Annotated in this window: 13 protein-coding genes and 2 pseudogenes; 10 read left to right on the plus strand and 5 right to left on the minus strand. The window is 69.1% G+C overall.

All coding sequences use genetic code 11. The features are described from left to right. Positions 1-85: 85 nt before the first annotated feature. The 7 genes and pseudogenes from ligA to gyrA all read left to right on the plus strand — a co-directional run. A pseudogene (ligA, locus tag LA521A_RS07390) lies at positions 86-2,009 on the plus strand (NAD-dependent DNA ligase LigA); the annotation flags it as partial. 248 nt (positions 2,010-2,257) lie between these two features. Continuing rightward, a pseudogene (locus LA521A_RS18990) lies at positions 2,258-2,437 on the plus strand (BRCT domain-containing protein); the annotation flags it as partial. Positions 2,438-2,440: 3 nt separating this feature from the next. Then, positions 2,441-3,412: an EF-P lysine aminoacylase EpmA gene (epmA, locus tag LA521A_RS07395; RefSeq protein WP_281781655.1), complete on the plus strand. Its 972-nt coding sequence runs from the start codon at positions 2,441-2,443 to the stop codon at positions 3,410-3,412. A gap of 128 nt (positions 3,413-3,540) precedes the next feature. Further along, on the plus strand, positions 3,541-4,221 hold the full coding sequence (locus LA521A_RS07400; RefSeq protein WP_281781656.1) for a DUF3011 domain-containing protein: 681 nt from the start codon (positions 3,541-3,543) through the stop codon (positions 4,219-4,221). A 123-nt stretch (positions 4,222-4,344) separates the two neighbouring features. Next, the gene (locus LA521A_RS07405; protein ID WP_281781657.1) at positions 4,345-5,091 is read left to right on the plus strand and encodes a DUF3011 domain-containing protein; all 747 of its coding nucleotides are present in this window, start codon (positions 4,345-4,347) and stop codon (positions 5,089-5,091) included. Positions 5,092-5,199: 108 nt separating this feature from the next. After that, positions 5,200-6,258 (plus strand): S-methyl-5-thioribose-1-phosphate isomerase, encoded by a 1,059-nt coding sequence (mtnA, locus tag LA521A_RS07410; protein ID WP_281781658.1) that lies wholly within the window; start codon positions 5,200-5,202, stop codon positions 6,256-6,258. A gap of 385 nt (positions 6,259-6,643) precedes the next feature. After that, positions 6,644-9,337: a DNA gyrase subunit A gene (gyrA, locus tag LA521A_RS07415; RefSeq protein WP_281781659.1), complete on the plus strand. Its 2,694-nt coding sequence runs from the start codon at positions 6,644-6,646 to the stop codon at positions 9,335-9,337. A gap of 246 nt (positions 9,338-9,583) precedes the next feature. On the opposite strand, the gene LA521A_RS07420 is transcribed toward gyrA, so the two are convergent. Together LA521A_RS07420 and LA521A_RS07425 are read right to left on the minus strand one after the other, a co-directional pair. Beyond that, positions 9,584-10,378, minus strand: coding sequence for an MOSC domain-containing protein (locus tag LA521A_RS07420; protein ID WP_281781660.1), 795 nt, complete (start codon positions 10,376-10,378; stop codon positions 9,584-9,586). 60 nt (positions 10,379-10,438) lie between these two features. Further along, positions 10,439-11,437 (minus strand): glycosyltransferase family 9 protein, encoded by a 999-nt coding sequence (locus tag LA521A_RS07425; RefSeq protein WP_281781661.1) that lies wholly within the window; start codon positions 11,435-11,437, stop codon positions 10,439-10,441. Between the two features lie 201 nt (positions 11,438-11,638). Between LA521A_RS07425 and LA521A_RS07430 the strand changes: the two genes are divergently transcribed. Together LA521A_RS07430 and pbpC are read left to right on the plus strand one after the other, a co-directional pair. Next, entirely contained in the window at positions 11,639-16,546 is a 4,908-nt protein-coding gene (locus tag LA521A_RS07430; protein WP_281782050.1) for an alpha-2-macroglobulin family protein, read from the plus strand. Between the two features lie 255 nt (positions 16,547-16,801). Then, complete coding sequence (gene pbpC / locus LA521A_RS07435) at positions 16,802-19,153, plus strand: penicillin-binding protein 1C (RefSeq protein WP_281782051.1); 2,352 nt, start codon at positions 16,802-16,804, stop codon at positions 19,151-19,153. A gap of 113 nt (positions 19,154-19,266) precedes the next feature. Here the strand turns inward: pbpC and LA521A_RS07440 are convergent, their stop codons facing one another. Beyond that, positions 19,267-19,752 (minus strand): peroxiredoxin, encoded by a 486-nt coding sequence (locus LA521A_RS07440; RefSeq protein WP_281781662.1) that lies wholly within the window; start codon positions 19,750-19,752, stop codon positions 19,267-19,269. 220 nt (positions 19,753-19,972) lie between these two features. Between LA521A_RS07440 and LA521A_RS07445 the strand changes: the two genes are divergently transcribed. Continuing rightward, positions 19,973-20,875, plus strand: a complete 903-nt coding sequence (locus LA521A_RS07445) for a DnaJ C-terminal domain-containing protein (RefSeq protein ID WP_281781663.1) — start codon at positions 19,973-19,975, stop codon at positions 20,873-20,875. A gap of 79 nt (positions 20,876-20,954) precedes the next feature. On the opposite strand, the gene pilH is transcribed toward LA521A_RS07445, so the two are convergent. Further along, positions 20,955-21,320 (minus strand): twitching motility response regulator PilH, encoded by a 366-nt coding sequence (gene pilH, locus LA521A_RS07450; RefSeq protein ID WP_281781664.1) that lies wholly within the window; start codon positions 21,318-21,320, stop codon positions 20,955-20,957. A 90-nt stretch (positions 21,321-21,410) separates the two neighbouring features. Beyond that, on the minus strand, positions 21,411-22,403 hold the full coding sequence (locus LA521A_RS07455) for a YhdH/YhfP family quinone oxidoreductase (RefSeq protein ID WP_281781665.1): 993 nt from the start codon (positions 22,401-22,403) through the stop codon (positions 21,411-21,413). Positions 22,404-22,415: the final 12 nt, after the last annotated feature.

The following is a 22,415-nucleotide window of genomic DNA, read 5'->3' on the forward strand; positions in this document are numbered from 1 at the left end:
CACGATGCGCTCCCGAGGCTTCCGTCCTCACATTCTTACCCGCACACTACCCACGCTCCCGCCGTGCAACGGCCGAAGGACTGACGTGGCCAAGACTCCGACTCCCGCCGATCGCATCGCCGAACTGCGCCAGCGCATCGACGACGCCAATTACCGCTACTACGTGCTCGACGATCCGGCGATTCCGGATGCCGAATTCGACCGCCTGCTGCGCGAACTGCAATCGCTCGAAGCCGAACACCCCGACCTCGTCACGCCCGATTCGCCCACGCAGCGCGTCGGCATCGCGCCGTCGGGCACGTTCGCTGAAGTGCGCCACGCGATCCCGATGCTGTCGCTCGGCAACGCGTTCACCGACGAGGAAGTCGCCGACTTCGAGCGCCGCATCGAGGAAAAACTCGGTCGCCGGGCGCCGAAGTTCTCGGTGGAGCCCAAGCTCGACGGCCTCGCCATCAGCCTGCGCTACGAGAACGGCCGGTTCGTGCAGGGCGCCACGCGCGGCGACGGCGCAACCGGCGAGGACGTGACCGCCAACCTGCGCACGATCAAGGCGATCCCGCTGCAGATGCGCGGGAGCGACTGGCCCGCCGTGCTGGAAGTGCGCGGCGAGGTGTACATGCCGCTCGCCGCGTTCAAGGCCTACAACGAGCGCGCGGTATCGGACGGCGGCAAGGTGCTCGCGAACCCGCGCAACGGCGCGGCCGGCTCGCTGCGCCAGCTCGATCCGCGCATTACCGCGCAGCGGCCGCTTGCGTTCTACGCCTACGCGGTCGGCATCGTCGAAGGCGCCGAACTTCCGCCGACGCATTCGCAGACGCTGGCGAAACTGCGCGACTGGGGTTTCCCGGTCAGCGCGCTCAACGACGTGGTCGCCGGCGCCGAAGGGCTGCTTGGCTATTACAGCGGCATCGGCAAGCAGCGCGAATCGCTGCCGTTCGATATCGACGGCGTCGTCTACAAGCTCGACGATTACGACGGCCAGCGCGAAATGGGCTTCGTTTCGCGCGCGCCGCGCTGGGCGATCGCGCACAAGTTTCCGGCGCAGGAACAATCCACGGTGCTGGAAGGCATCGACATCCAGATCGGCCGCACCGGCGCGGCGACGCCCGTCGCGCGCCTGAAACCCGTGCAGGTCGCGGGCGTCGTCGTCACCAATGCGACGCTGCACAACGCCGACCAGATCGCACGCCTGGACGTGCGCATCGGCGACACGGTGATCGTGCGTCGCGCGGGCGACGTGATCCCGGAAATCGTCCGCGTCGTGCCCGAATACCGCGACCCGCACGCGCCGCAATGGCAGATGCCGACGCAGTGCCCCGTGTGCGGTTCGGACATCGTGCGCGAGGAAGGCGAGGCCGTGTGGCGCTGCTCGGGCGAGCTGACCTGCGCGGCGCAGCGCAAGGAAGCGATCCGCCATTTCGCCTCGCGTCGCGCGATGGACATCGAAGGCCTCGGCGAGCGCTTCATCGAGGATCTGTCGGACCTGGGTTATCTGCAGTCCGTGGCCGACCTCTACAAGCTCGAACTCGACGACCTGCTGGAAATGAAGCGGCGCGCCGACGAGCGCGACGGCACGACGCCCGAGACGGTGAAATCCGGCAAGGTCGCCACGAAGTGGGCCGAGAACCTCATCGAGGCCATCGACCACAGCCGCAACACCACGCTGGAGCGCTTCCTCTACGCGCTCGGCATCCAGCACGTCGGCGAAAGCACGGCGAAGGCGCTGGCGAACTGGTTCGGCGACATCGCGCTGATCCGCCGCCTGCCGTGGCCACTGTTCAAGCGCGTGCCCGACGTCGGCGGTGAAGTGGCGCGCGCGATCGGGCATTTCTTCGACCAGCCGGGCAACCAGCAGGTCATCGACGACCTGCTCGCACGCGGCGTGACCATCAACGACACGCATGCGCCGAACGCGAAGCTGCGTGACGGCCTGGATTTCGCGACCTTGTTGGGCGATCTGGAGATACCGAAGATCACGAAGGTGCGCGCCGAACAGCTCGCGTCGGCGTTCCCGGACGCGCAGGCGCTGCTCGACGCGCCGCAGCACGGTTTCGTGACCGCGGGCTTGCCGAACGAAACCGCGATCGCGCTCGCGCAGTGGCTGGAAGACGAGGAAAACGCGCGACTGCTTGGTCGCGGCGGCGAGTCGTTGTCGACGCTGCAGTCGTTGACGCCGGCCGTCGAAGCGTCGGCCGCCGGCCCGCTCGAAGGACAGACCGCCGTGCTCACCGGCACGTTGTCGGCGATGAGTCGCGACGAGGCCAAGGCGAAGCTGGAAGCGCTCGGCGCGAAGGTCGCCGGCAGCGTGTCGAAGAAGACCAGTTTCGTCGTCGCCGGCGAAGCGGCCGGTTCCAAGCTCGACAAGGCGACCGAGCTCGGCGTCGAGGTCTGGGACGAAGCGCGCCTGCTCGCGTTCCTCGCGCAACACGGAGGCTGAGGCATGGGCGACTGGCAACCGTCGGCGTCGTTCGACGTCCTGCGCCTGCGCGCGCGGCTCAACGCGACCGTGCGCGCGTTCTTCGCGCAACGCGACGTGGTCGAAGTGGAAACGCCGGTGATGTCGATGGCCGGCAACAGCGACCCGAACATCGCGTCGTTCCATCTGGAATTCAGCGGCCGCACCGACGGCGCGCCGCGCACGCGTTGGCTGCGCACCTCGCCGGAGTACCCGTTGAAGCGGCTGCTCGCGGCGGGCTTCGGCGATTGCTACGAGCTTGGCCGCGTGTTCCGCGACGGCGAAGCCGGTGGCCGCCACAATCCCGAATTCACGATGCTGGAGTGGTATCGCCTCGGCTGGGACCACACGCGTCTAGTCGACGAAACCGCCGCGCTGGTGCGGGCGGCGCTCGCGCTGGTCGGCCGCACGGCGACGCTGTCGCGCATCACGTATCACGACCTGTATCGCGAACGACTGGGCATCGATCCGGCCAGCGCGAGCGAGGCACAACTGCGAGCGGCGCTTGGCGATGTGGTGATCGATCCGGCGGGGCTGACCCGCGACGACTGGCTCGACCTGCTGATGACCCACCGCCTGCAACCGTCGTTCGATCCGGACGAACTGCTGGCCGTGTACGACTACCCGGCCTCGCAGTGCGCGCTGGCGCGCATCCGTGCGGGCGAGCCGCCGGTGGCCGAGCGCTTCGAGCTGTACCTGGGGCCGCTGGAGTTGGCGAACGGCTATCACGAACTGGCCGACGCGGCGGAGCAGGGCGCGAGGTTCGAGCGCGATCGCAGCGTGCGCCGAGGTCGGGGCGACATCGAGCCGCCGCGCGACGAGCGCCTGCTGCATGCGCTGTCGGCGGGGTTCCCCGCATGCGCCGGCGTCGCGCTGGGCATGGACCGCCTGATGATGGCGATGCTGCGCACCGGCCGCATCGCCGATGTGCTGGCCTTCGACTTCGCCCGCGCCTGACGTCCCGTTTTCGCGATCCGCCGGGTTCTTGATGCCCGTTTACGCGCGGACCCGATACAGTGGCGTCTGGAAGACAGGGGTGCATGATGCGCGGCTTGGCAGTCTCGACGTTGCTTGCGGCATGTGTGGTGGTCGCACCTGACGCGTTCGCGCAGGAGGAAGGCGGGCGTTTCCTCGGCGACCGGATCCTGCGCTGCGAATCCAAGGACGGCGAAGACAACCTCTGCCCGGCCGACATCCGCGGCGGCGTGCGCCTGTTGCGCACGCTCTCGCGCACCGACTGCGACGAGAACAAGACCTGGGGCGTCAGCTCCGCCGGCGTCTGGGTGAAGGACGGCTGCCGCGGCGATTTCGTGCTCGGCTACGGCGGCAGCGTGGGCGGCGGCACCGGTTCGCGCGTGATGCGCTGCGAATCCAAGGGCAATCGCTGGACGCACTGCCCGTCCGAAACGCGCGCCGGCGTCGAGCTGGTCCGGCAGCTTTCCAAGAACCCGTGCATGCGCGGCCAGAACTGGGGCGCCGACGCCCGCGGCGTGTGGGTGTCGGGCGGTTGCCGGGCCGAATTCCGCATGATGGTCGACGTCGCCAACGAAGCGCCCCGCGAGATCGTGCGCTGCGATTCGGTCGACAAACGCCCGCGCCATTGCCCCATCGACACCAAGGGCGGCGTGCGCGTGTTCCGCCAGCTGTCGCGCGCGGCCTGCGTGGAAGGCCGCAGCTGGGGCGTGGACGACAACGGCATCTGGGTCGAGGACGGCTGCCGCGCGGAGTTCGAGATCCACCAGAAGCCGCAGCAATCCGGCGGCTGAACCGCCGTGATCCGGGCCCGCCCGGTGCGGCCCCCGTTAAGCCTCGCGCGTTAGTCTGAGAAAAATTCTCATCGCACGCAGGGGGCTTCGATGATCGCGCAATCGCTCAGGGCTTTTGGCTTCTTGTCCGTCCTCGCCGTCGGCGCGCTCTGGGCGCAGGCCGCGCAGGCACAGGTGGATGCGCAGCGTTACGGCTCGGACCGGACCGTGCGCTGCGATTCCAACGACAGCCGCCTGCATCGCTGCAATGCCGACACGCGCGGCGGTGTGCAACTGCTCCGGCAGGTGTCTAAGGCCTCGTGCATCGAGGGCCGCACCTGGGGCTACGACCGCTCGGGCATCTGGGTCAACAACGGATGCCGGGCGGAATTCGCGCTCGGTCGCGACAACGGCTGGGGTAACGGCTGGGGTAACGGCGGTGGCGGTGGCGATGGCCGCACCGTCCGCTGCGATTCCAACGACAACCGCTATCGGCAGTGCGCCATCGACGGCCGCGGCGCGACGCTCGTTCGCCGGTACTCCAAGTCCGCCTGCGTCGAAGGCCGCAGCTGGGGCGTGGGCCGCGGTTTCGTCTGGGTGGACAACGGATGCCGCGCCGAATTCGCGACCGGCTACGGCGGCGGCTGGGGCGGTGGCAACGGCGGCGGGCACGGCGGTGGCTGGAATGGCCCCGGCGGCGGCAACGTCCAGACGCTCTACTGCGGCTCCGACGACCATCGTGAACGCCGCTGCAACGTCACCATCCGCCGTGATGCGCGCCTGGTCCGCCAGGCCTCGAAGTCCGCCTGCATCGAAGGCCGCAGTTGGGGCTGGGACCGCAATGGCGTCTGGGTAAGCAACGGCTGCCGCGGCGACTTCCAGGTGCGCTAGGCCGCAAACGCGAGCACGCGGAAACGAACGAGTGGCCGGCCGCTCGTTCTGGTTCCCGTTCACCCGCTCCGGGCGGTGGCGCTGCGCAGCGGCCTGTAAACTGGCCGCATGAACACCAACGCCATAGATTTCGACCGCTACGACCGCATCCGTCCGATCCGCTGGACCGGAGACGCCCTCGAACTGCTGGACCAGCGCAAGCTGCCGTTCGTGGTGGAATACGTCACCTGCGCCGACAGCGACGCCGTCGCCGCGGCGATCCACGCGCTCACCGTGCGCGGCGCACCGGCCATCGGCATCGCTGCTGCCTGGGGCGTGGTGCTCGCCTCGCGCACGATTGAAGCAAACGACGGCCGGGAAGCGGCTGCGAAGCTCGAACCCGCGCTGCAACGCCTCAACGCCGCCCGTCCCACCGCGGTGAACCTCGCCTGGGCGCTGGCGCGCATGCGCCGCGTGCTCGCCGTCGCTGGCAGCGACTGGCGCGAGGTGCTCGAACGCGAGGCGCAGGCCATCGCCGACGAAGACCTCGCCGCCAATCGCCGCATGGGCGCGCTCGGCGCCGCGCTGATTCCGCCGGGCAGCGGCGTGCTCACGCACTGCAACACCGGTTCGCTGGCGACCGCGGGCTTCGGCACGGCGCTGGGCGTCATCCGCGCGGGCGTGGCCGAAGGCCGCATCGACAAGGTGTTCGCCGGCGAAACGCGCCCGTGGCTGCAGGGCGCGCGCCTGACGGTGTGGGAACTCCAGCAGGACGGCATCTCGCCCACGCTGATCGCCGACGCCGCCGCCTCGCACCTGATGAAGTCCGGCGACGTGCAGTGGGTGGTCGTCGGCGCCGACCGCATCTGCGCCAACGGCGATACCGCCAACAAGATCGGCACCTACCAGCTCGCCATCGCCGCCCGCCATCACGGGTTGAAGTTCATGGTCGTCGCGCCGTCGTCCACGGTCGACATGGAAACGCCTTCGGGCGATGCCATCCACATCGAGGAGCGCGATCCCGGCGAGCTGTTCGCCGTGGGCGGCATGCGCACGGCGGCCGAGGAAATCGGCGCCTGGAACCCCGTCTTCGACGTGACGCCGCATGAGCTGATCGACGCCATCGTGACCGAGCGCGGCGTCATCGAGCGCCCGGACGAAGCGGCGATGAGGGCGGCGTTTGGTTGATCGTCGACCGCCCCGTTCCTGACGGGAGAGGGTCGGCGCAGGTGGCGTTGGCCAAGCGCACCTGATCGCCTACCAGCGCGGCCGTGACCGCAAGCCCCCGCATGCGCATCGGTGCATGGCGGGAGCTTTCGCCGTGCGCGGGCCTCGCCTCGCCGGCAACACCGCGCCTGATGCGCGGAAAACCGGCCGATTGCTTCGCAAGTCATTGTTTCTGCCCAAGAAACGGGTGTCTCGAAACCCCGTTCCGTGCTATCATTTCCTGTCGATCCGACACCGCCCGCAGCGGACTGGAACGCCAGCCCGCAAGGGGTGTTTTGCGGCTGAAACTTCGTGCTGAGCGAACCGCCGGTTCGGCCGCGCGCAAACAAACAAACACGGAAACCCGATGGCCGAACTCGCCAAGGAAATCATCCCGGTCAACCTCGAAGACGAGATGCGCCGCAGCTACCTCGATTACGCGATGAGCGTGATCGTGGGGCGCGCGCTCCCGGACGCGCGCGACGGCCTCAAGCCGGTGCATCGCCGCGTGCTGTACGCGATGAACGAACTGGGCGCGCACAGCAACAAGCCGTACTACAAGTCGGCGCGTATCGTCGGTGACGTCATCGGTAAGTACCACCCGCACGGCGACACCGCCGTGTACGACACGCTGGTGCGCATGGCGCAGCCATTCTCGCTGCGCTACATGCTGGTGGACGGGCAGGGCAACTTCGGTTCGATCGACGGCGACAACGCCGCGGCCATGCGATACACCGAAGCGCGCATGTCGCGCATCGCGCACGAGCTGATGGCCGACATCGACAAGGAAACCGTCGATTTCCAGCCCAACTACGACGAAAAGGAACTCGAGCCCACCGTCATGCCGACGCGTGTGCCGAATCTGCTGGTCAACGGCTCGGCCGGCATCGCGGTCGGCATGGCGACGAACATCCCGCCGCACAATCTGTCCGAAGTGATCGACGCGACCATCGCGCTGATCGACGAGCCGACGATCGACGTCGACGGCCTGCTGCAGTACATCCCGGGCCCGGATTTCCCGACCGCCGGCATCATCAACGGCACCGCCGGCATCACCGCCGCCTACCGCACCGGTCGTGGTCGCGTGCGCATGCGTGCGCGCGCCGAGGTGGAAGTGGCCGACAACGGTCGCGAGGCGATCGTCGTCACCGAGATCCCGTACCAGGTCAACAAGGCGCGGCTGATCGAGAAGATCGCCGAGCTGGTGAAGGAAAAGAAGCTCGAGGGCATCAGCGAGCTGCGCGACGAGTCCGACAAGGACGGCATGCGCATCTACATCGAGGTCAAGCGCGGCGAGTCGGCGGAGGTCGTGCTCAACAACCTCTACCAGCAGACCCAGATGGAGTCGGTGTTCGGCATCAACATGGTCGCCATCGTCGACGGCCGGCCGAAGCTGCTGAACCTGAAGGAGATGCTGGAAGTCTTCGTCAAGCATCGCCGCGAAGTCGTCACCCGCCGCACCATCTTCGAACTGCGCAAGGCCCGCCAGCGTGCGCACATCCTGGAAGGCCTGACGGTCGCGCTCGCGAACATCGACGAGATGATCGAGCTGATCAAGACCTCGGCGAATCCGAACGAAGCGCGCGAACGCATGCTCGCCCGCACGTGGGAGCCGGGCCTGGTCGGCGCGCTGCTGGCCGCGGCCGGCAGCGATGCCTCGCGTCCGGAAGACCTGCCGGCCGGCGTCGGCCTCATCGACGGCCGCTACCAGCTGACCGAAACGCAGGCGCAGCAGATCCTCGAAATGCGCCTGCACCGCCTCACCGGCCTGGAGCAGGACAAGCTCACCGACGAATACAAGCAGCTGCTGGAAACCATCCGCGGCCTGATCGAGATCCTCGAGGATCCGAACGTGCTGCTGGAGGTGATCCGCACCGAACTTCGCAACGTCAAGGAAGAATTCGGCGACGCGCGCCGCAGCGAGATCCGCGCCAGCGAGGAAGACCTCGACATCCTCGACCTCATCGCGCCGGAAGACGTGGTGGTCACGCTGTCGCATTCGGGTTACGCCAAGCGCCAGCCGGTCAGCACGTACCGCGCGCAGAAGCGCGGCGGCAAGGGGCGCAACGCGGCCTCGACGAAGGACGAGGATTTCATCGACCACCTGTGGCTGGTGAACACGCACGACACGCTGTTGACCTTCACCAGCGCCGGGCGCGTGTTCTGGCTGCCCGTGCACCAGTTGCCCGACGCCGGCCCGAACGCGCGCGGCCGTCCGATCATCAACTGGATCCCGCTGGAAAACGGCGAGCAGGTGCAGGCCGTGCTGCCCGTGCGCGAGTACGCCGAGAACTGCTTCGTCTTCTTCGCCACGCGCAACGGCACGGTCAAGAAGACGCCGCTCACCGAGTTCGCCTTCCGCCTGCAGCGCGGCAAGATCGCGATCAACCTCGACGACGGCGATGCGCTGGTCGACGTGGCGATGACCGATGGCGAGCGCGACATCATGCTGTTCGCGAGCAACGGCAAGGCCGTGCGTTTCTCCGAGGACGCGGTGCGTTCGATGGGCCGTACCGCCACCGGCGTGCGCGGCATCCGCCTGGCCGAAGGCGAGGAGGGCGAGGAGGGTGACGACAACGGTGGTCGGAACACCAGCGGCGCGTACGTCGTGAGCCTGATCGTCGTCGACGGCGACGGCGACATCCTCACTGCGAGCGAACGCGGCTACGGCAAGCGCACCGCGCTGGAGGAATACCCGCGCAAGGGCCGCGGCGGCCAGGGCGTGATCGCGCTCAAGACCACCGAACGCAACGGCAAGCTCATCGGCGCGGTGCAGCTGTCGGATCACCACGACGTGCTGCTGATTTCCGACGGCGGCACGCTGGTGCGTACGCGTGCGGCGGAGATCTCGCAGGTCGGCCGCAACACGCAGGGCGTCACCCTGATGCGCCTGTCGCCGGAGGAAAGCCTGCAGACGATCGAACGCGTGGACGCGTCGCTCGACGAGGACGAGGAGAACGGCGGCGGCGATGCGACGGTCGAGGGGATGGCGATCGAAGGCGCGGCGTCCGAAGTCGCGACGGAAGCGTCGGGCGAATCGGAGTCGCCGGCAGCGACCTGATCCAACGCGTTACGGCATCAACAGGAACGCCGCCTTCGGGCGGCGTTTTTGTTTGGTGCAGTCGCAGGCGCGGCCGCGGTCGCCGTCGCCGTCGCCGTGGTTCTAGCCCGTCATCCCGGCGAAGGCCGGGACCCAGGCCGACACGCCTTCCGAAAGGCCGTGGGATTGCACGTCACGCGTCGCATGCCTGGGTCCCGGTTTTCGCCGGGATGACGGGAAAGCGGATGGAGTGAAACGCCGCTGCGCCTACCCCAACACCCGCACCGCATCTCCACGGCGCACCACGCCGAACGACCGCGGAATCAGATGCCGCCCGAACGTCACGCCGGCGTCGAACCGCCTGTAACCGGTCAGCGTCTTCAACGGTTGGCCGTCGTGCGACCGGCGCCCCGTCGCCGGATCGATGTTGACGAAGTTGCAGCGCGTGCAGTCCTTCGCCACATCGAATTCCAGCTCGCCGATCGCGATCCGCGTCCACGCATCTTCGGCGTGTGGCTCGTCGACATCGACCACGAAATTCGGGCGGAAGCGCGTCATCGACACCGGCACGTCGAGCTGCGAATTGAGCCGGTCCAGCGAACCGCGGCCCAGCAGCATGATCGGGAAGCTGTCCGCGAAGCCGACGATGTCGCCCTCGCGTGCGAACGTCGGATCGACCTGCCGCAGTACGGTGTCGTCCATGTAGACCAGCCGCACGGCGCTGCCGAGATAGCGGCTGAGCCAGTCCCCGGCATCGTCGGATGCGAACGTCGCGCCGACCGGCTTCTTCCAGATTTCCACCACGGAATGTTCTGAGGGCGCCGGGAGGGGCACGGAAAGCGTCGGCATGCCGGGCGCGTCGAACGTCAGCCCATTGTCCGCAGGGCGCGCGCGCAGCAGCGTGAGTTCCGGAAACTGGCGACCGGTGACGAAGCGACCATCGGCGTCGACGATCATCCAGCGGCGGTCGCCGGCGAGTCCGCGCGATTCCACCCGCGCTTCCTCCAGCGCCAGCGGCGCGCACGACTTCACGGGGTACAGGTACAGGTCGCTCAGCTTCATGTCGGATCGCACGCGCGGGGACGCCGCATCGTGACCGCCGCGGGCGCGGCGGTAAAGCCGTCAGGCGTGCGGCAGGCGACGCAGCACGTCCGCGAGCACGGTCTCGACCGGCAACTGCGCGAGGTCGGACACCTGGATCGCCTCGAAGGCGCGCATGCGGATGCCGGTGCGCTCGACCGACGTGTGCGAACCGAACAACGCCAACCCCGGGACGCCGAGCGCCGCCGCGAGGTGGGTCGGCCCCGTGTCGTTGCCCACGACGAACGCTGCGCGCTGCAGCACGCCGGCGAGCGCGAACCAGTCCAGAAAGCCGCCGTCCGGTCGGGTCAGCACGTGGCAGGGCAGGCTGCGGGCGAGTTCGAGTTCGTCCGGCCCCGGCACGACGACGACCGCATGCCCGAGCTCGCCCAGGCGCCGGGCGAGAGCGGCATGGCCGGGCCAGCGCTTGTGCGCGTGCCGCGCGGCGCTGCCCGGGATCAGGACGATGTAGTCCGAAGGCACGCCCGCGCCGGCGAGCAGGGCGCCGGCGTCCTCGGCCATCCACGCCGGGTCCGGGGCGTCGGCATGGCGGACCCGGATGCCGGCCTGCGCCAGCATCCACGCGTAGGCCAGGCGGTCGGGCGTGCCGCTGCCCGACGGATTGTGCTTGCGCAGCCACTGGGGCGTTTCCGGCATCAGCCGGCGGTAGAGCGCGGTGCGGTCGCTGCCCTGCAGGTCGTAGACGCGCTCGAAGCCGCGCTCGCGCAAGGTGCGCAGCAGCGACAGGTTGCGGCCGAGTTGCAGCAGCGGGGCGCGCGGATCGGCGATCACCTCGTCCACGTGCGGGCAGCGCGACATCAGCCGCGTGTAGGGCGAGGAGGCGAGCAGGGCGATGTGCCGGTCGCGATGGTGCTCGCGAAGATCGCGCAGCGCGCCGTCGGCCTGCAGCAGGTCGCCGAATGCACCGTGGCGGATGACGAGCACCGGACTTCGGGTTCGCGCGGCGTCGTCCGGAACGGCGGCCGGGTGCGCCGGCGGTTCGGTTTCGGCGATGGCAGGACGCGGTACGTCGCGCGACATGCAGTGGGTCGGGAAAGTCGAGGCGGCCGATGATCGCACACGCCATGTGACAACCCCGACAGGCGTTCCGGCCCGCTGTGCACGGCGTCCGGCCGGCGAAGTTTTCGTGGCCGGAATCTATACTCGGCGCACCTCTGGGGAGATCGCATGAAGCGCGCAGCCGAAGCATTCGTCCACGCCCGACTGGACCACGGCCGCGTGATGCGGTGGTTCGCCTTCCTTGTGCTTGCCGCCGCGTTGCTCGCCGGCTGCAAGCGCGATGCGAACGGCCAGCTTCCCGCACCGAGCGGCGAGGCGATACAGGCGAAAGCGCAAACGGTGCAGGGCTTCGCGCTGCTCGCGGCGTATCCCGACCAGAAGGGCGACGAGCAGCTCGCCATCGCGCTGGAATTCAGCAAGCCGCTGGTGGGCACGCAATCGTTCGACGAACTGATCGCCGTGACCGACAAGAACGGCGCGGTCGTCAAAGGCAGCTGGGTGCTGGCGGACGACGCGAAGGTGCTGCGTTTCCCGCACGTGGAAGCGAGCAAGGACTACGTCGTCGCGATCAAGGCCGGGCTGACCGCCGCGTCGGGCGATCGCCTCGCACAGCCGCTGCGCAAGGAGATCTACACCGGTCCGCTCGATCCGGTCGTCGGTTTCGCCTCGCAGGGCAGCGTGCTGCCGGCTCGCGAAAGCCGCGGCCTGCCGGTGGTCTCGGTCAACGTGCAGGAAGTGGACGTCGAATTCCTGCGCGTGCGCGAGAAGGAGCTGCCGAAGTTCTTCGCCGAATACCAGCGCGGCGGGCGTCGCGGCAGTTGGGAACTGGCCAGCGAATACAGCGAGAAGACGCCGCTGGACCAGCTTGCAGAACCGGTCTACGTCAATCGTTTCGTGCTCGGCGGCAAGCCCAACGAACGCGTGCTGACCTACCTGCCGGTGCAGGACATCAAGGAACTGCAGGAACCCGGCCTGTACTTCGCGGTGATGAAGCGCGCAGGCCAGTTCCAGGACCAGTACGAGACCGCGTTCTTCACCGTCAGCGACCTCGGCCTGCACGTGCGCGCCTACAAGGACACGCTGTTCGTGCACACCGCATCGCTGCAAAACGGCAGCGCCGTGTCGGGCGTCGAGCTGCGCATCCTGGACTCGCGCGGCGAGCCGGTGATGAAGGCCGAAACCGACGGCAACGGCAACGCGCTGCTGAAGTACAAGCTCGATGCCGCCTACGTGCTGGTCGCGAGCAAGGGCCGCGACGTCTCGATGCTGCCGTTCAACCAGCCGGCGCTGGACCTGTCGGAGTTCGCCGTCAGCGGGCGCGAGCAGGCGTGGTTCGACGTGTTCGCCTGGTCCGGTCGCGATCTGTACCGGCCGGGCGAAACGGTGCGCTTGTCGGCGCTGCTGCGCGACCAGGACGGCAATCCGGTCGCGGCGAAAACGGGCAAGGCGCCGCAGCCGGTGTTCCTGCGTTACGTGCAGCCGGACGGCAAGACCTTCCTGGAAACGCGCCTGCAGCCCGACGCGCAGGGTTACGTGCGCCACGAGCAGGTCATTCCGGTGGACGCCGCGACCGGCCGCTGGCGCGTGGAATTCCGCACCGATCCGGGCAGCAAGGACGCCGTGCAGGGCATGACGCTGCGCGTGGAGGAATTCCTCCCGGAACGCCTCAAGCTCGACCTCGATGCGCAGCCGGTGCTCAAGCCGGGCGAAGCGCTGAACCTGCGCGTCGACGGCGCGTACCTGTACGGCGCGCCCGCCGCGGGCAACCGCTTCACCGCGAAGCTTGCCGTGGCCATCGAGCAGCATCCGCTCGAGCAGCTGCCCGGCTGGTTCTTCGGCGATCCCACGCTGTCGCTGCCGAAGGAAGCCGCCGACGTCGTCGATACCGAACTCGACGCGCAGGGCAAGCTCGAGCAGGAGATCGCGCTGCCGGACGAAGCCAAACCCGTGAGCACGATCGCCGCGATCGTCACCGGCAGCGTGTACGAGACGGGCGGGCGCAGCGTCAATCGCAGCCTCAAGCGCGTGCTGTGGCCGGCCGATGCGCTGGTCGGCGTGCGTCCGTTGTTCGACGACAAGGATGGCGCCGACGCGAACGCGCGCGTCGGCTTCGAGATCGGCCGCTACGGCAGCGACGCACAGCCGCGTCCGGCGAAGGCGCTGCGCGTGACGCTGGTGCGCGAGCACCGCGACTACCACTGGAACCACGGCGACGACGGCTGGGATTACGACTTCACCCGCCGCTACGAGGACATCGAGACGAAGACGGTCGACGTGGGCACCGCGTCGGCACGCGTCGATTTCCCGGTCGAGTGGGGCGATTACCGCCTCGACGTGTTCGATCCGGCGACGAAACTCACCACGCGCTATCCCTTCACCGCCGGCTGGAGCTGGAACGATGAGAACCGCGGCCTGGATGCGCGCCCCGACAAGGTGAAGCTCGCGCTCGACAAGACCGCCTACCGCGCCGGCGACACGCTCAAGGTCACGCTGACGCCGCCGCATGCGGGCAAGGGCCTGCTGATGGTCGAGACCGACCGCATGCTCTACGTGCAGGATATCGACGCGAAAGCCGGCAGCACGTTCGAGATCCCGGTGACCAAGGACTGGGAGCGCCACGACGTCTACGTCACCGCGCTGGTGTTCCGCGGCGGCAGCGCGCCGAGCAGGATCACGCCGGCGCGTGCGGTGGGCGTGGCGTTCGTGCCGATGGACCGTCGCGATCGCAAGGTGGCCGTCGGCCTGTCCGTGCCGAAGCAGATGCAGCCCGAGCGCGACCTGCCGGTCACGGTGAGCGTGCCGCAGCTGGCCGGCAAGGACGCGTTCGTGACGGTCTCGGCGGTGGACGTGGGCATCCTCAACATCACGCGCTTCCCGGTGCCCGATGCCGCCGCGCACTTCTTCGCGCAGCGCCGCCTCGGCGTGGATGCGTACGACGTCTACGGTCGCGTGATCGAGAGCTTCGAAGGCAACATGGCGAAGATCCGCTTCGGTGGCGACATGGCGCTGACCGCGCTGCCGCAGGCGCGGCGCCCGACGGCGAAGGTGCAGACGGTCGACCTGTTCGCAGGTCCGGTGAAGCTCGACGCGAAGGGCAATGCGCGCGTTCGCCTCGCCGTTCCGGACTTCAACGGCACGCTGCGCGTCTCGGCGCTGGTGTACTCGGCCAGCACGTATGGCAGCCGCGCGGCGGACACCATCGTGCGCGCGCCCGTGCTCGCCGAAGCCAGCCTGCCGCGCGTGCTCGCGCCGGGCGACCGGAGCAACGTCACGCTGGACGTGCAGAACTTCACCGGCCGCGCCGGCACGTTCAAGGTGCAGGTGACGGGCGAGGGGCCGATCGCGATTTCCGAGGGCACGCGCACCGCGCAGCTCGCGTCGGAGGCGAAGACCACCTACACCTTCCCGCTGCAGGCCCGCCCCGGCATGACCGTCGCGCAGGTGCGTGTGCGCGTGGACGGGAACGGCGTGAAGGTCGATCGTCGCTACGACCTGCCGGTCCGCCCGGCGTGGCCGTCGGTGGTGCGTGCGCGCACGAAGGTGCTCGATTCGCTGGGCGAGATCGCCCTCGACCAGGCGCTGGCCGAGGGCCTGATGCCCGAGTCGGTCAACGCGCGCCTGTCGGTCAGCGCATTGCCGCCGATTCCGTTCGCCACCGCGTTGCAGGGCGCGCTCGAGTATCCCTACGGTTGCGCCGAGCAGACCACCAGCAAGGGCTTCGCCGCGCTCGAACTCGACGACGCCACGGCGAAGATGCTCGGCACGACGGGCCTTGATGCGGGCAAGCGTCGCGCGCGGATGGAAGGCGCGTTCGGGCGGCTGGCCGCGATGCAGATCGGCTCGGGCCATTTCTCGATGTGGGGCGATGGCGATTACGTCAATCCGCTGATCACGCCGTACGTCGTCGAGTTCCTCCTCGACGCGCGGGACGCCGGCTTCGCGGTGCCCGACGCGATGTTGCAGAAGGCGTTGAAGGTGCTCAACGAGGACCTGCTTTCCGGCGGCTCGCCGTTCTTCGGCTACGACCGGCGCGAACACCTCAAGTTCGCCTACCAGGCCTACGCCGGTTACGCGCTCGCGCGCGTCAACCGCGCGCCGCTGGGCACGCTGCGCGCGCTGTACGACAACGAGCGCAAGCAGAGCCTCACCGGCCTGCCGCTGGTGCACCTGGGCATCGCGCTGTCGCTGCAGGGCGACAAGGCGCGCGGTGCCAAGGCGATCGCCGAAGGCTTCGCGCGCGATGCGGCGGATCGTCCGGAGTACCTGGGCGACTACGGCAGCCGCCTGCGCGACGACGCGCTGATGATCGCGCTGGTGCACGAGCACAAGCTGGCGAAGCCCGAATTCGACGCCCGCGCGGTCGCGCTGGGCCGCGAACTCGACGCGCGGCGCAACAACAGCTGGCTGTGGCTCAGCACGCAGGAGCAGGTCGCCATCGCGCGTCTGGGCAAGGCCTTGATGGCCGAGCAGGGCAGGCAGGTGTCCGGCGAATGGAAGGTCGGCGACGCGACCAGCGAGGCTGGCCCGGCACGCCTGATCGGACGGTTGTTCGATGCGGCCGCGGTCGCGCGTGGCGTGAGCTTCGCGCCGAAGGGCGAGCCGCCGCTGTACGCCAGCTTCGAAATCGCCGGCGTGCCGCGCACCGCACCGGCGCCGGACAAGTCGGTCATCGACATCGATCGCAAGTACTACACGACCGACGGCACGCCGTGGACCGGCGGCACCCTGGCCGAAGGCGACGCGCTGATCGTGCAGGTGAACGTGCGTGCGAGCCGTCCGATGCCCGACGCGCTGCTCACCGACCTGTTGCCGGCGGGACTGGAGATCGAGAACTTCAATCTCGGCGACGGCAAGCAGTGGGCCGGTGTGGTGATCGACGGGATCGAGCTGAGCGATCGCGACGACGCCGCCGAAGTGCGCCACGAGGAGTTCCGCGACGACCGCTACGTGGCCGCGCTCAAGCTCGACGTGGGCGATACGGCGCGCGTGTTCTACCTCGTGCGCGCGGTGACGCCGGGCACCTACACGGTGCCGCCATCGCTGGTGGAAGACATGTACCGCCCGGAGCTTCGCGGCGTGGGCCGGGTCATTCCGGCGACGCTTACGGTGACGCAGCCGGGAGGGAAGTGAGGCTCCAGGTGTTGCAGCACCACAATCCGTCAATGTGTGGGTTGCACTCGTGCAGCCCGCATCGCCCATCTACCGTCATCCCGGCGAAGGCCGGGATCCAGGCCGTCACGGCCGACGAAGAGCGGATGGCGGCACCGGACGCGCATTCGGCCTGGATCCCGGCCTTCGCCGGGATGACGGGTACCGGACGTGAGTAGACACGGCACCGGCAATGGCGTTCACGAGGCGCCGCACTTCGGACGCCGCCGACTCGCCCTGAAAACCCTCCTCGCCGCGCAACTGCTGCTCATCGCGGCGATGCTGGCGGACCTCGCGTTCCCGCTTCCATTGCCAGATGAACGCGATCGCGGCGCGCTCGTCACCGCGGCCGATGGCACGCCGCTGCGCGCGTTCGCCGACGCGGGCGGCATCTGGCGCTATCCGGTGGACACCAGGCAGGTGTCGCCGCTGTACGTGCAGGCGCTGCTGACCTACGAGGACTGCTGGTTCTGGCGGCATCCGGGTATCAATCCGGTCGCGATGCTGCGCGCCGCCGGACAGTGGGTGCGCAGTGGGCGCGTGATATCCGGTGGCTCCACGCTGACGATGCAGGTCGCGCGCATCCTCGACGCGAAGCAGGAGGCGCAGGCGGCGAACCGCCGCACGCCGATGCGCAAACTGCGCCAGATGCTGCGTGCGGTGCAGCTGGAAGTGCATCTGTCCAAGCGCGAGATCCTGTCGCTCTACCTCAACCACGCGCCGTTCGGCGGCACCGTCGAAGGCGTGGACGCGGCGAGCTGGGCGTACCTGGGCAAACCGTCGTCGCGCCTGTCGCACGCCGAAGCGGCGCTGCTGGCCGTGTTGCCGCAGTCGCCCAGCCGGCTTCGCCCCGATCGCGAACCCGAGCGCGCGCGCATCGCGCGCGACAAGGTGCTCGCGCGCATGCGGCAGATGCAGGTCTGGACGGCGGAACAGGTGGCCGATGCGCGCGTGGAGCCGGTCGTCGCGCGCTCGCTGCAACCGCCGCGCTACGCGCCGTTGCTCGCGCAGCGGCTGCGCTCCGAACGGCCCGACGCGGTGCGCATCGTCTCCACGCTCGACCTGGACCTGCAACGCACGCTGGAAGACCGCGTCGCCGCGTATTTCTCGCAACTGCCCGAACGCACGTCCGCCGCGTTGCTGGTCGTCGACAACGCCACGCTGGAAGCGCGTGCCTACGTCGGTTCGCTCGCGTTCGCCGATGTCGCGCGCGTGGGGCACGTCGACATGGTGAAAGCCTGGCGCTCGCCCGGATCGACGCTCAAGCCGTTCCTCTACGGTCTGGCGCTGGACGACGGGCTGATCCATTCGGAGAGCCTGCTGGTCGATGCGCCCCAGGCGTTCGGCGACTACCGGCCCGGCAACTTCGACGCTGCATTCAACGGCCCCGTGGGCGCGGCGCAGGCATTGCGGCTTTCGCTCAACGTGCCGGCGGTGGACCTGCTCGACCGCGTCGGCCCGTCGCGTTTCTCCGCACGGCTCGCGCACGCCGGCATCCGCCTGCAATGGCCGCCGGGCGCGACGCCGAACCTGTCGATGATCCTCGGCGGCACCGGCGCGCGGCTTGAAGACCTGGTCGGCGCGTACGCCGCACTGAATCGCGACGGCATCGCCGGGCGCGTGCGCTACACGCGCGATGCGCCGCGCGTGGACCGGCGCCTGCTCTCGCCCGGCGCGGCGTGGATCGTGCGCGAGATGCTGGAAGCCAATCCGCGCCCCGGCAGCGCGGCCGACACGTTCGACCCGCGCGGTCGCCCGCGCGTGGCGTGGAAGACGGGCACGAGTTTCGGGTTCCGCGACGCGTGGGCGCTCGGCGGCACGCGTCGCTACACGGTGGGCGTGTGGGTGGGGCGGCCGGACGGCACGCCGCTGCCCGGGCAGTACGGCGCGATCACCGCGCTGCCGCTGATGTTCGAAGTGATCGACAGCCTCCCGCGTGCGCGTGCCGATGGCGCGCCGCGCCCGCCGCCGGCGAGCGTGGCCAGCCTCGAGATCTGCTGGCCGCTCGGCCTGCCGCCGGACCCGTCCGCGCCGCAGTTGTGCCGGCAGCGGCGCGAGGCGTGGACGCTCGATGGCTCGGTGCCGCCGACCTTCGCCGAGCGCGACGCGCGACTGTGGAATGCGGGTGTCGAGCGCTTCGACGTCGATGCGCGTACCGGTTTGCGCCTGTCGGCGGACTGCTCGGCCACGCACGTGCGCGAAACCCGCGAGATCGCGCGCTGGCCGGCGCTCGCGTCGCCGTGGCTGTCCAGTTCGGCGCGTGCCGCATCGCGGCTGCCGTCGTTGTCGCCCGACTGCGTTGCCGACGGGCGCGATGCCGTGCAGGAGCTGCGCATCGAAGGATTGAACGATCGCGCCACGCTCGCGCCCGCGCCCGGCGGCGCGCAGCACGTGCGGCTATCGCTGCGTGCGCTGGGCGCCGACGCGCGCGTGCGCTGGTTGCTCGACGGCCGCCTCATCGGCGAATCGATCGGGCAGGGCACGTTCGTGCACGACTTCGACCAGCCCGGCGAACACACGCTGACCGCGCTGGCCGACAGCGGTGCGTGGTCGCGGCTGGGCTTTCGCTTGCAGTCCGCCAACCAATAGCCGGACGCGCCGGGGACATCGCACGCGTTTGTAGCCCGGGTAAGCAGAACGCACCCGGGGCAGCGGAGAGCGTTCCCGGGTGCGCGTTCGCATACCCGGGCGACAGCAGCCGGTTACAGGTGCTTGAGCTGCTCGAGCACGTGCTCGGCCGAGGACACGCGGAATTCGCCCGGCGCTTCGACGTTGAGCAGCTTCACCACGCCGTCGTCGGCATAGAGCGCGAAGCGCTTGGCGCGGCGGCCCATGCCGTAGGCGCTGGCGTCCAGTTCCAGGCCGAGCGCGCGCGCGAAGTCGCCGTTGCCGTCTGCGAGCATCATCAGCCCGTCGGGCACGTTCTGGCTTTCGCCCCAGGCCTGCATCACGAACGGATCGTTGACCGCCATGCACGCGACCTCGACGCCGCGGCTGCGGAATTCGTCGAAATGCTGCACGAAACCGGGAAGGTGCTTTTCCGAGCAGGTCGGGGTGAACGCGCCGGGCACCGCGAACAGGACGATCTTGCGGCCGTCGAACAGCGCGTTGGTGTCGAGCGTCTCCACGCCCTCGCGGATGCGCTGGAGCGGGACCTCGGGGATGCGTTCGCCGATCTGGATCGTCATGGCCGTTCCTGTGTGTATGCGGATTCCCGACGATTCTAGACCCCGCGGCCCGGTAACCGGCGTCAACGGGTGCTTGAAAGCCCGGCGGGCGGCGCCAATCTGTTCGGCGCGGCGCGACCGGCGAGCCCGGCAGCGCCGGAACACCTCGGCTTCGCCGCGGGTGCGCTAACCTCCCGCCTTCGCGGCGAACCGCGTACAGCCTTTCCGGGACGGATCATCGATGCAGTTCAAGGATTACTACGACACCCTGGGCGTTGAGCCCGGCGCCGGCGACGCCGAGATCAAGACGGCGTACCGCCGGCTCGCGCGCAAATACCATCCCGACGTCAGCAAGGAAGCCGGCGCCGAAGAGAAGTTCAAGGCCGTCAACGAGGCCTACGAAGCGTTGCGCGATCCGCAGAAGCGCGCTGCTTACGACCAGCTCCGTGCGCGCGGTTATCGTCCCGGCGACGAAGTGCAGCCGCCGCCGGGCGGTTTCGGCGGCAACGGGTATGGCAACCCGGACTTCGAGGAAATCTTCGCCGGCGGTGGCGCGGGCGGCGGGTTCTCGGACTTCTTCGAAAGCCTGTTCGGACGCGGCGGCTTCGGCCAGCAGCGTGGCGCCGGCCCGCAGCCGCGCGGGGATTCGCGCGCCAAGCTCGCCGTGTCGCTGGAGACCGTCTACGAGGGCGGCACGGTGCGCATCTCGGTCAACAACCGCACGCTCGACGTCCGCGTGCCCAAGGGCATCCGGCCGGGCCAGGTGATCCGCCTGGCCGGGCAGGGCGCGCATGGCGACCTCCTGCTGGAGATCGAATACGCCGCCAACCCGCAGTTCGAAGTGGACGGCCGCAACGTGATCCATGTGCTGGCGATCGCGCCGTGGGAAGCCGCGCTCGGTGCGACGGTGAGCGTGCCGACACTGGGCGGCGCGGTGGAGCTGAAGATTCCCGCCAATTCCGAAGCCGGCCGCAAGCTGCGCCTGCGCGGCCGCGGCCTGCCGAACGATCCCACCGGCAAGCAGCCGCCGGGCGACCAGATCGTCGAGCTGGAAGTGTTGGCGCCGCGTCCCAACACGGACGCCGAGCGGGAGGCCTACGAGCGGCTGCGTGATGCGTTCGGCGACGATTGGCGACGCGCCTGAGTCGCGACTCGTCGGAAATGAAAAGGCGCCCATCGGGCGCCTTCTCGTTTCCCGCCAGCGACAGGCGCGGGGCGTTCGCTCAGCGTTTCATCACCTGGCCGATCACGTCGGACAGGTCGCCTTCGCTGAAGGGCTTGGTGAGGTAGGCCTTCGCGCCCTGGCGCATGCCCCAGACGCGGTCGGTGTCCTGGTCCTTAGTGGTCACCAGCACGACCGGGATGTGCGAGGTCGCTGGGTCGCGCGTGATCGAGCGCGTCGCCTGGAAGCCGTTGAGATTCGGCATCACCACGTCCATGAGGATCATGTCGGGCAGCTCGCGCTTGGCGGCCTCGACACCCGCGGCGCCGTCCTCGGCAGTGAGGGCCTCGTGGCCGAGCTTCTCGACGATGCGCCGGATGCCCATGAGCTGCGACGGCGAATCGTCGACGATGAGAATGCGCGCCATAAATGTCCCCCTGAACGTTTGGGGATTGTAGCCAGCGTCCGGGCTGTCGCAACAGCGGGCGGCGGACGTTCCGCGCGCCCAATCCGTGCGTCAGATCACGACCAGCGTACGTCCCAGCGAACCGCCGGCCAGCATCGTCGAGAACACGTCCGGCAATTGCTGCAGTCCGACCTCGCGCATGCAGATGCGCTCCAGGTGCTGCGGCTTCCAGTCATCGGCGAGGTGCTGCCAGACGCGCTCGCGGATGTCGCGCGCCGTGCCGGCCGACGCGACGCCCAGCAGCGACACGCCGCGGATGATGAAGGGCATGACGGTGGTGTCCAGCTCGGCGCTCGCGGCCAGGCCCGCGCTGGCGACGTTGCCGTACGGCGTGGTCTGGGCGAGCAGGCTGGCGAGCATCGGACCGCCGACGTTGTCGAGGCCGCCACCGAACTGCGCCGATTCCATCGGCCGCGTGGTCGACAACGCATCGCGCCCGAGCACCTGCGTCGCGCCGATTTCCTTGAGGTAATCGGCGTGTTCGGGCTTGCCGCTGATGGCGTGCACCTCGAAGCCTGCGCGGCTGAAGATGTCGACCGCGAGCGAGCCAACGCCACCGGTCGCGCCGGTGACCGCGAGCGGACCGAGGTCGGGTGTCTGGCGGTTTTCGGTCATGCGCAGCAACGCGAGCGCGGCGGTGAACCCGGCGGTGCCCAGGATCATGCTTTCGCGCAGGCTGAGGCCGCTGGGCAGCGGGATGACCCACTTCGCTTCCAGGCGCGCGTATTCGCCGTACCCGCCGTCGCGCGTTTCGCTCAGCCCGCAACCGGTGACCAGCACCGCGTCGCCTTCCTTGAACCTGGCGTCGGTGGAGGCGACCACGTGACCGGAGACGTCGATGCCGCCCACGAGCGGAAACCGACGCAGGATCTTGCCCTGTCCCGTGCCGGCGAGCGCGTCCTTGAAGTTGACGGACGAGTAGGCGGCCTTGACGACCACCTCGCCCGGCGCGAGATCGTCGAGGCCGACCTGCTCCAGCCCGCTGCGATAACCGCTGGCGTCGTTGTGGATGCGAAAGGTGGAGAAGGTGGTGGGGATGGTCATGGCGTCATCCGG

Origin of the sequence: Lysobacter auxotrophicus (assembly GCF_027924565.1) — a bacterium.
GTDB lineage: Bacteria > Pseudomonadota > Gammaproteobacteria > Xanthomonadales > Xanthomonadaceae > Lysobacter_J > Lysobacter_J auxotrophicus.

Excerpts from the sequence above, each read along its gene's own strand:
- LA521A_RS07455 (WP_281781665.1), bottom strand. The coding sequence starts at position 22,403 with ATGACCATCCCCACCACCTTCTCCACCTTTCGCATCCACAACGACGCC.
- pilH (WP_281781664.1), bottom strand. The coding sequence starts at position 21,320 with ATGGCGCGCATTCTCATCGTCGACGATTCGCCGTCGCAGCTCATGGGC.
- mtnA (WP_281781658.1), top strand. The coding sequence starts at position 5,200 with ATGAACACCAACGCCATAGATTTCGACCGCTACGACCGCATCCGTCCG.
- gyrA (WP_281781659.1), top strand. The coding sequence starts at position 6,644 with ATGGCCGAACTCGCCAAGGAAATCATCCCGGTCAACCTCGAAGACGAG.
- epmA (WP_281781655.1), top strand. The coding sequence starts at position 2,441 with ATGGGCGACTGGCAACCGTCGGCGTCGTTCGACGTCCTGCGCCTGCGC.
- LA521A_RS07420 (WP_281781660.1), bottom strand. The coding sequence starts at position 10,378 with ATGAAGCTGAGCGACCTGTACCTGTACCCCGTGAAGTCGTGCGCGCCG.
- LA521A_RS07445 (WP_281781663.1), top strand. The coding sequence starts at position 19,973 with ATGCAGTTCAAGGATTACTACGACACCCTGGGCGTTGAGCCCGGCGCC.
- LA521A_RS07425 (WP_281781661.1), bottom strand. The coding sequence starts at position 11,437 with ATGTCGCGCGACGTACCGCGTCCTGCCATCGCCGAAACCGAACCGCCG.
- LA521A_RS07430 (WP_281782050.1), top strand. The coding sequence starts at position 11,639 with ATGCGGTGGTTCGCCTTCCTTGTGCTTGCCGCCGCGTTGCTCGCCGGC.
- LA521A_RS07440 (WP_281781662.1), bottom strand. The coding sequence starts at position 19,752 with ATGACGATCCAGATCGGCGAACGCATCCCCGAGGTCCCGCTCCAGCGC.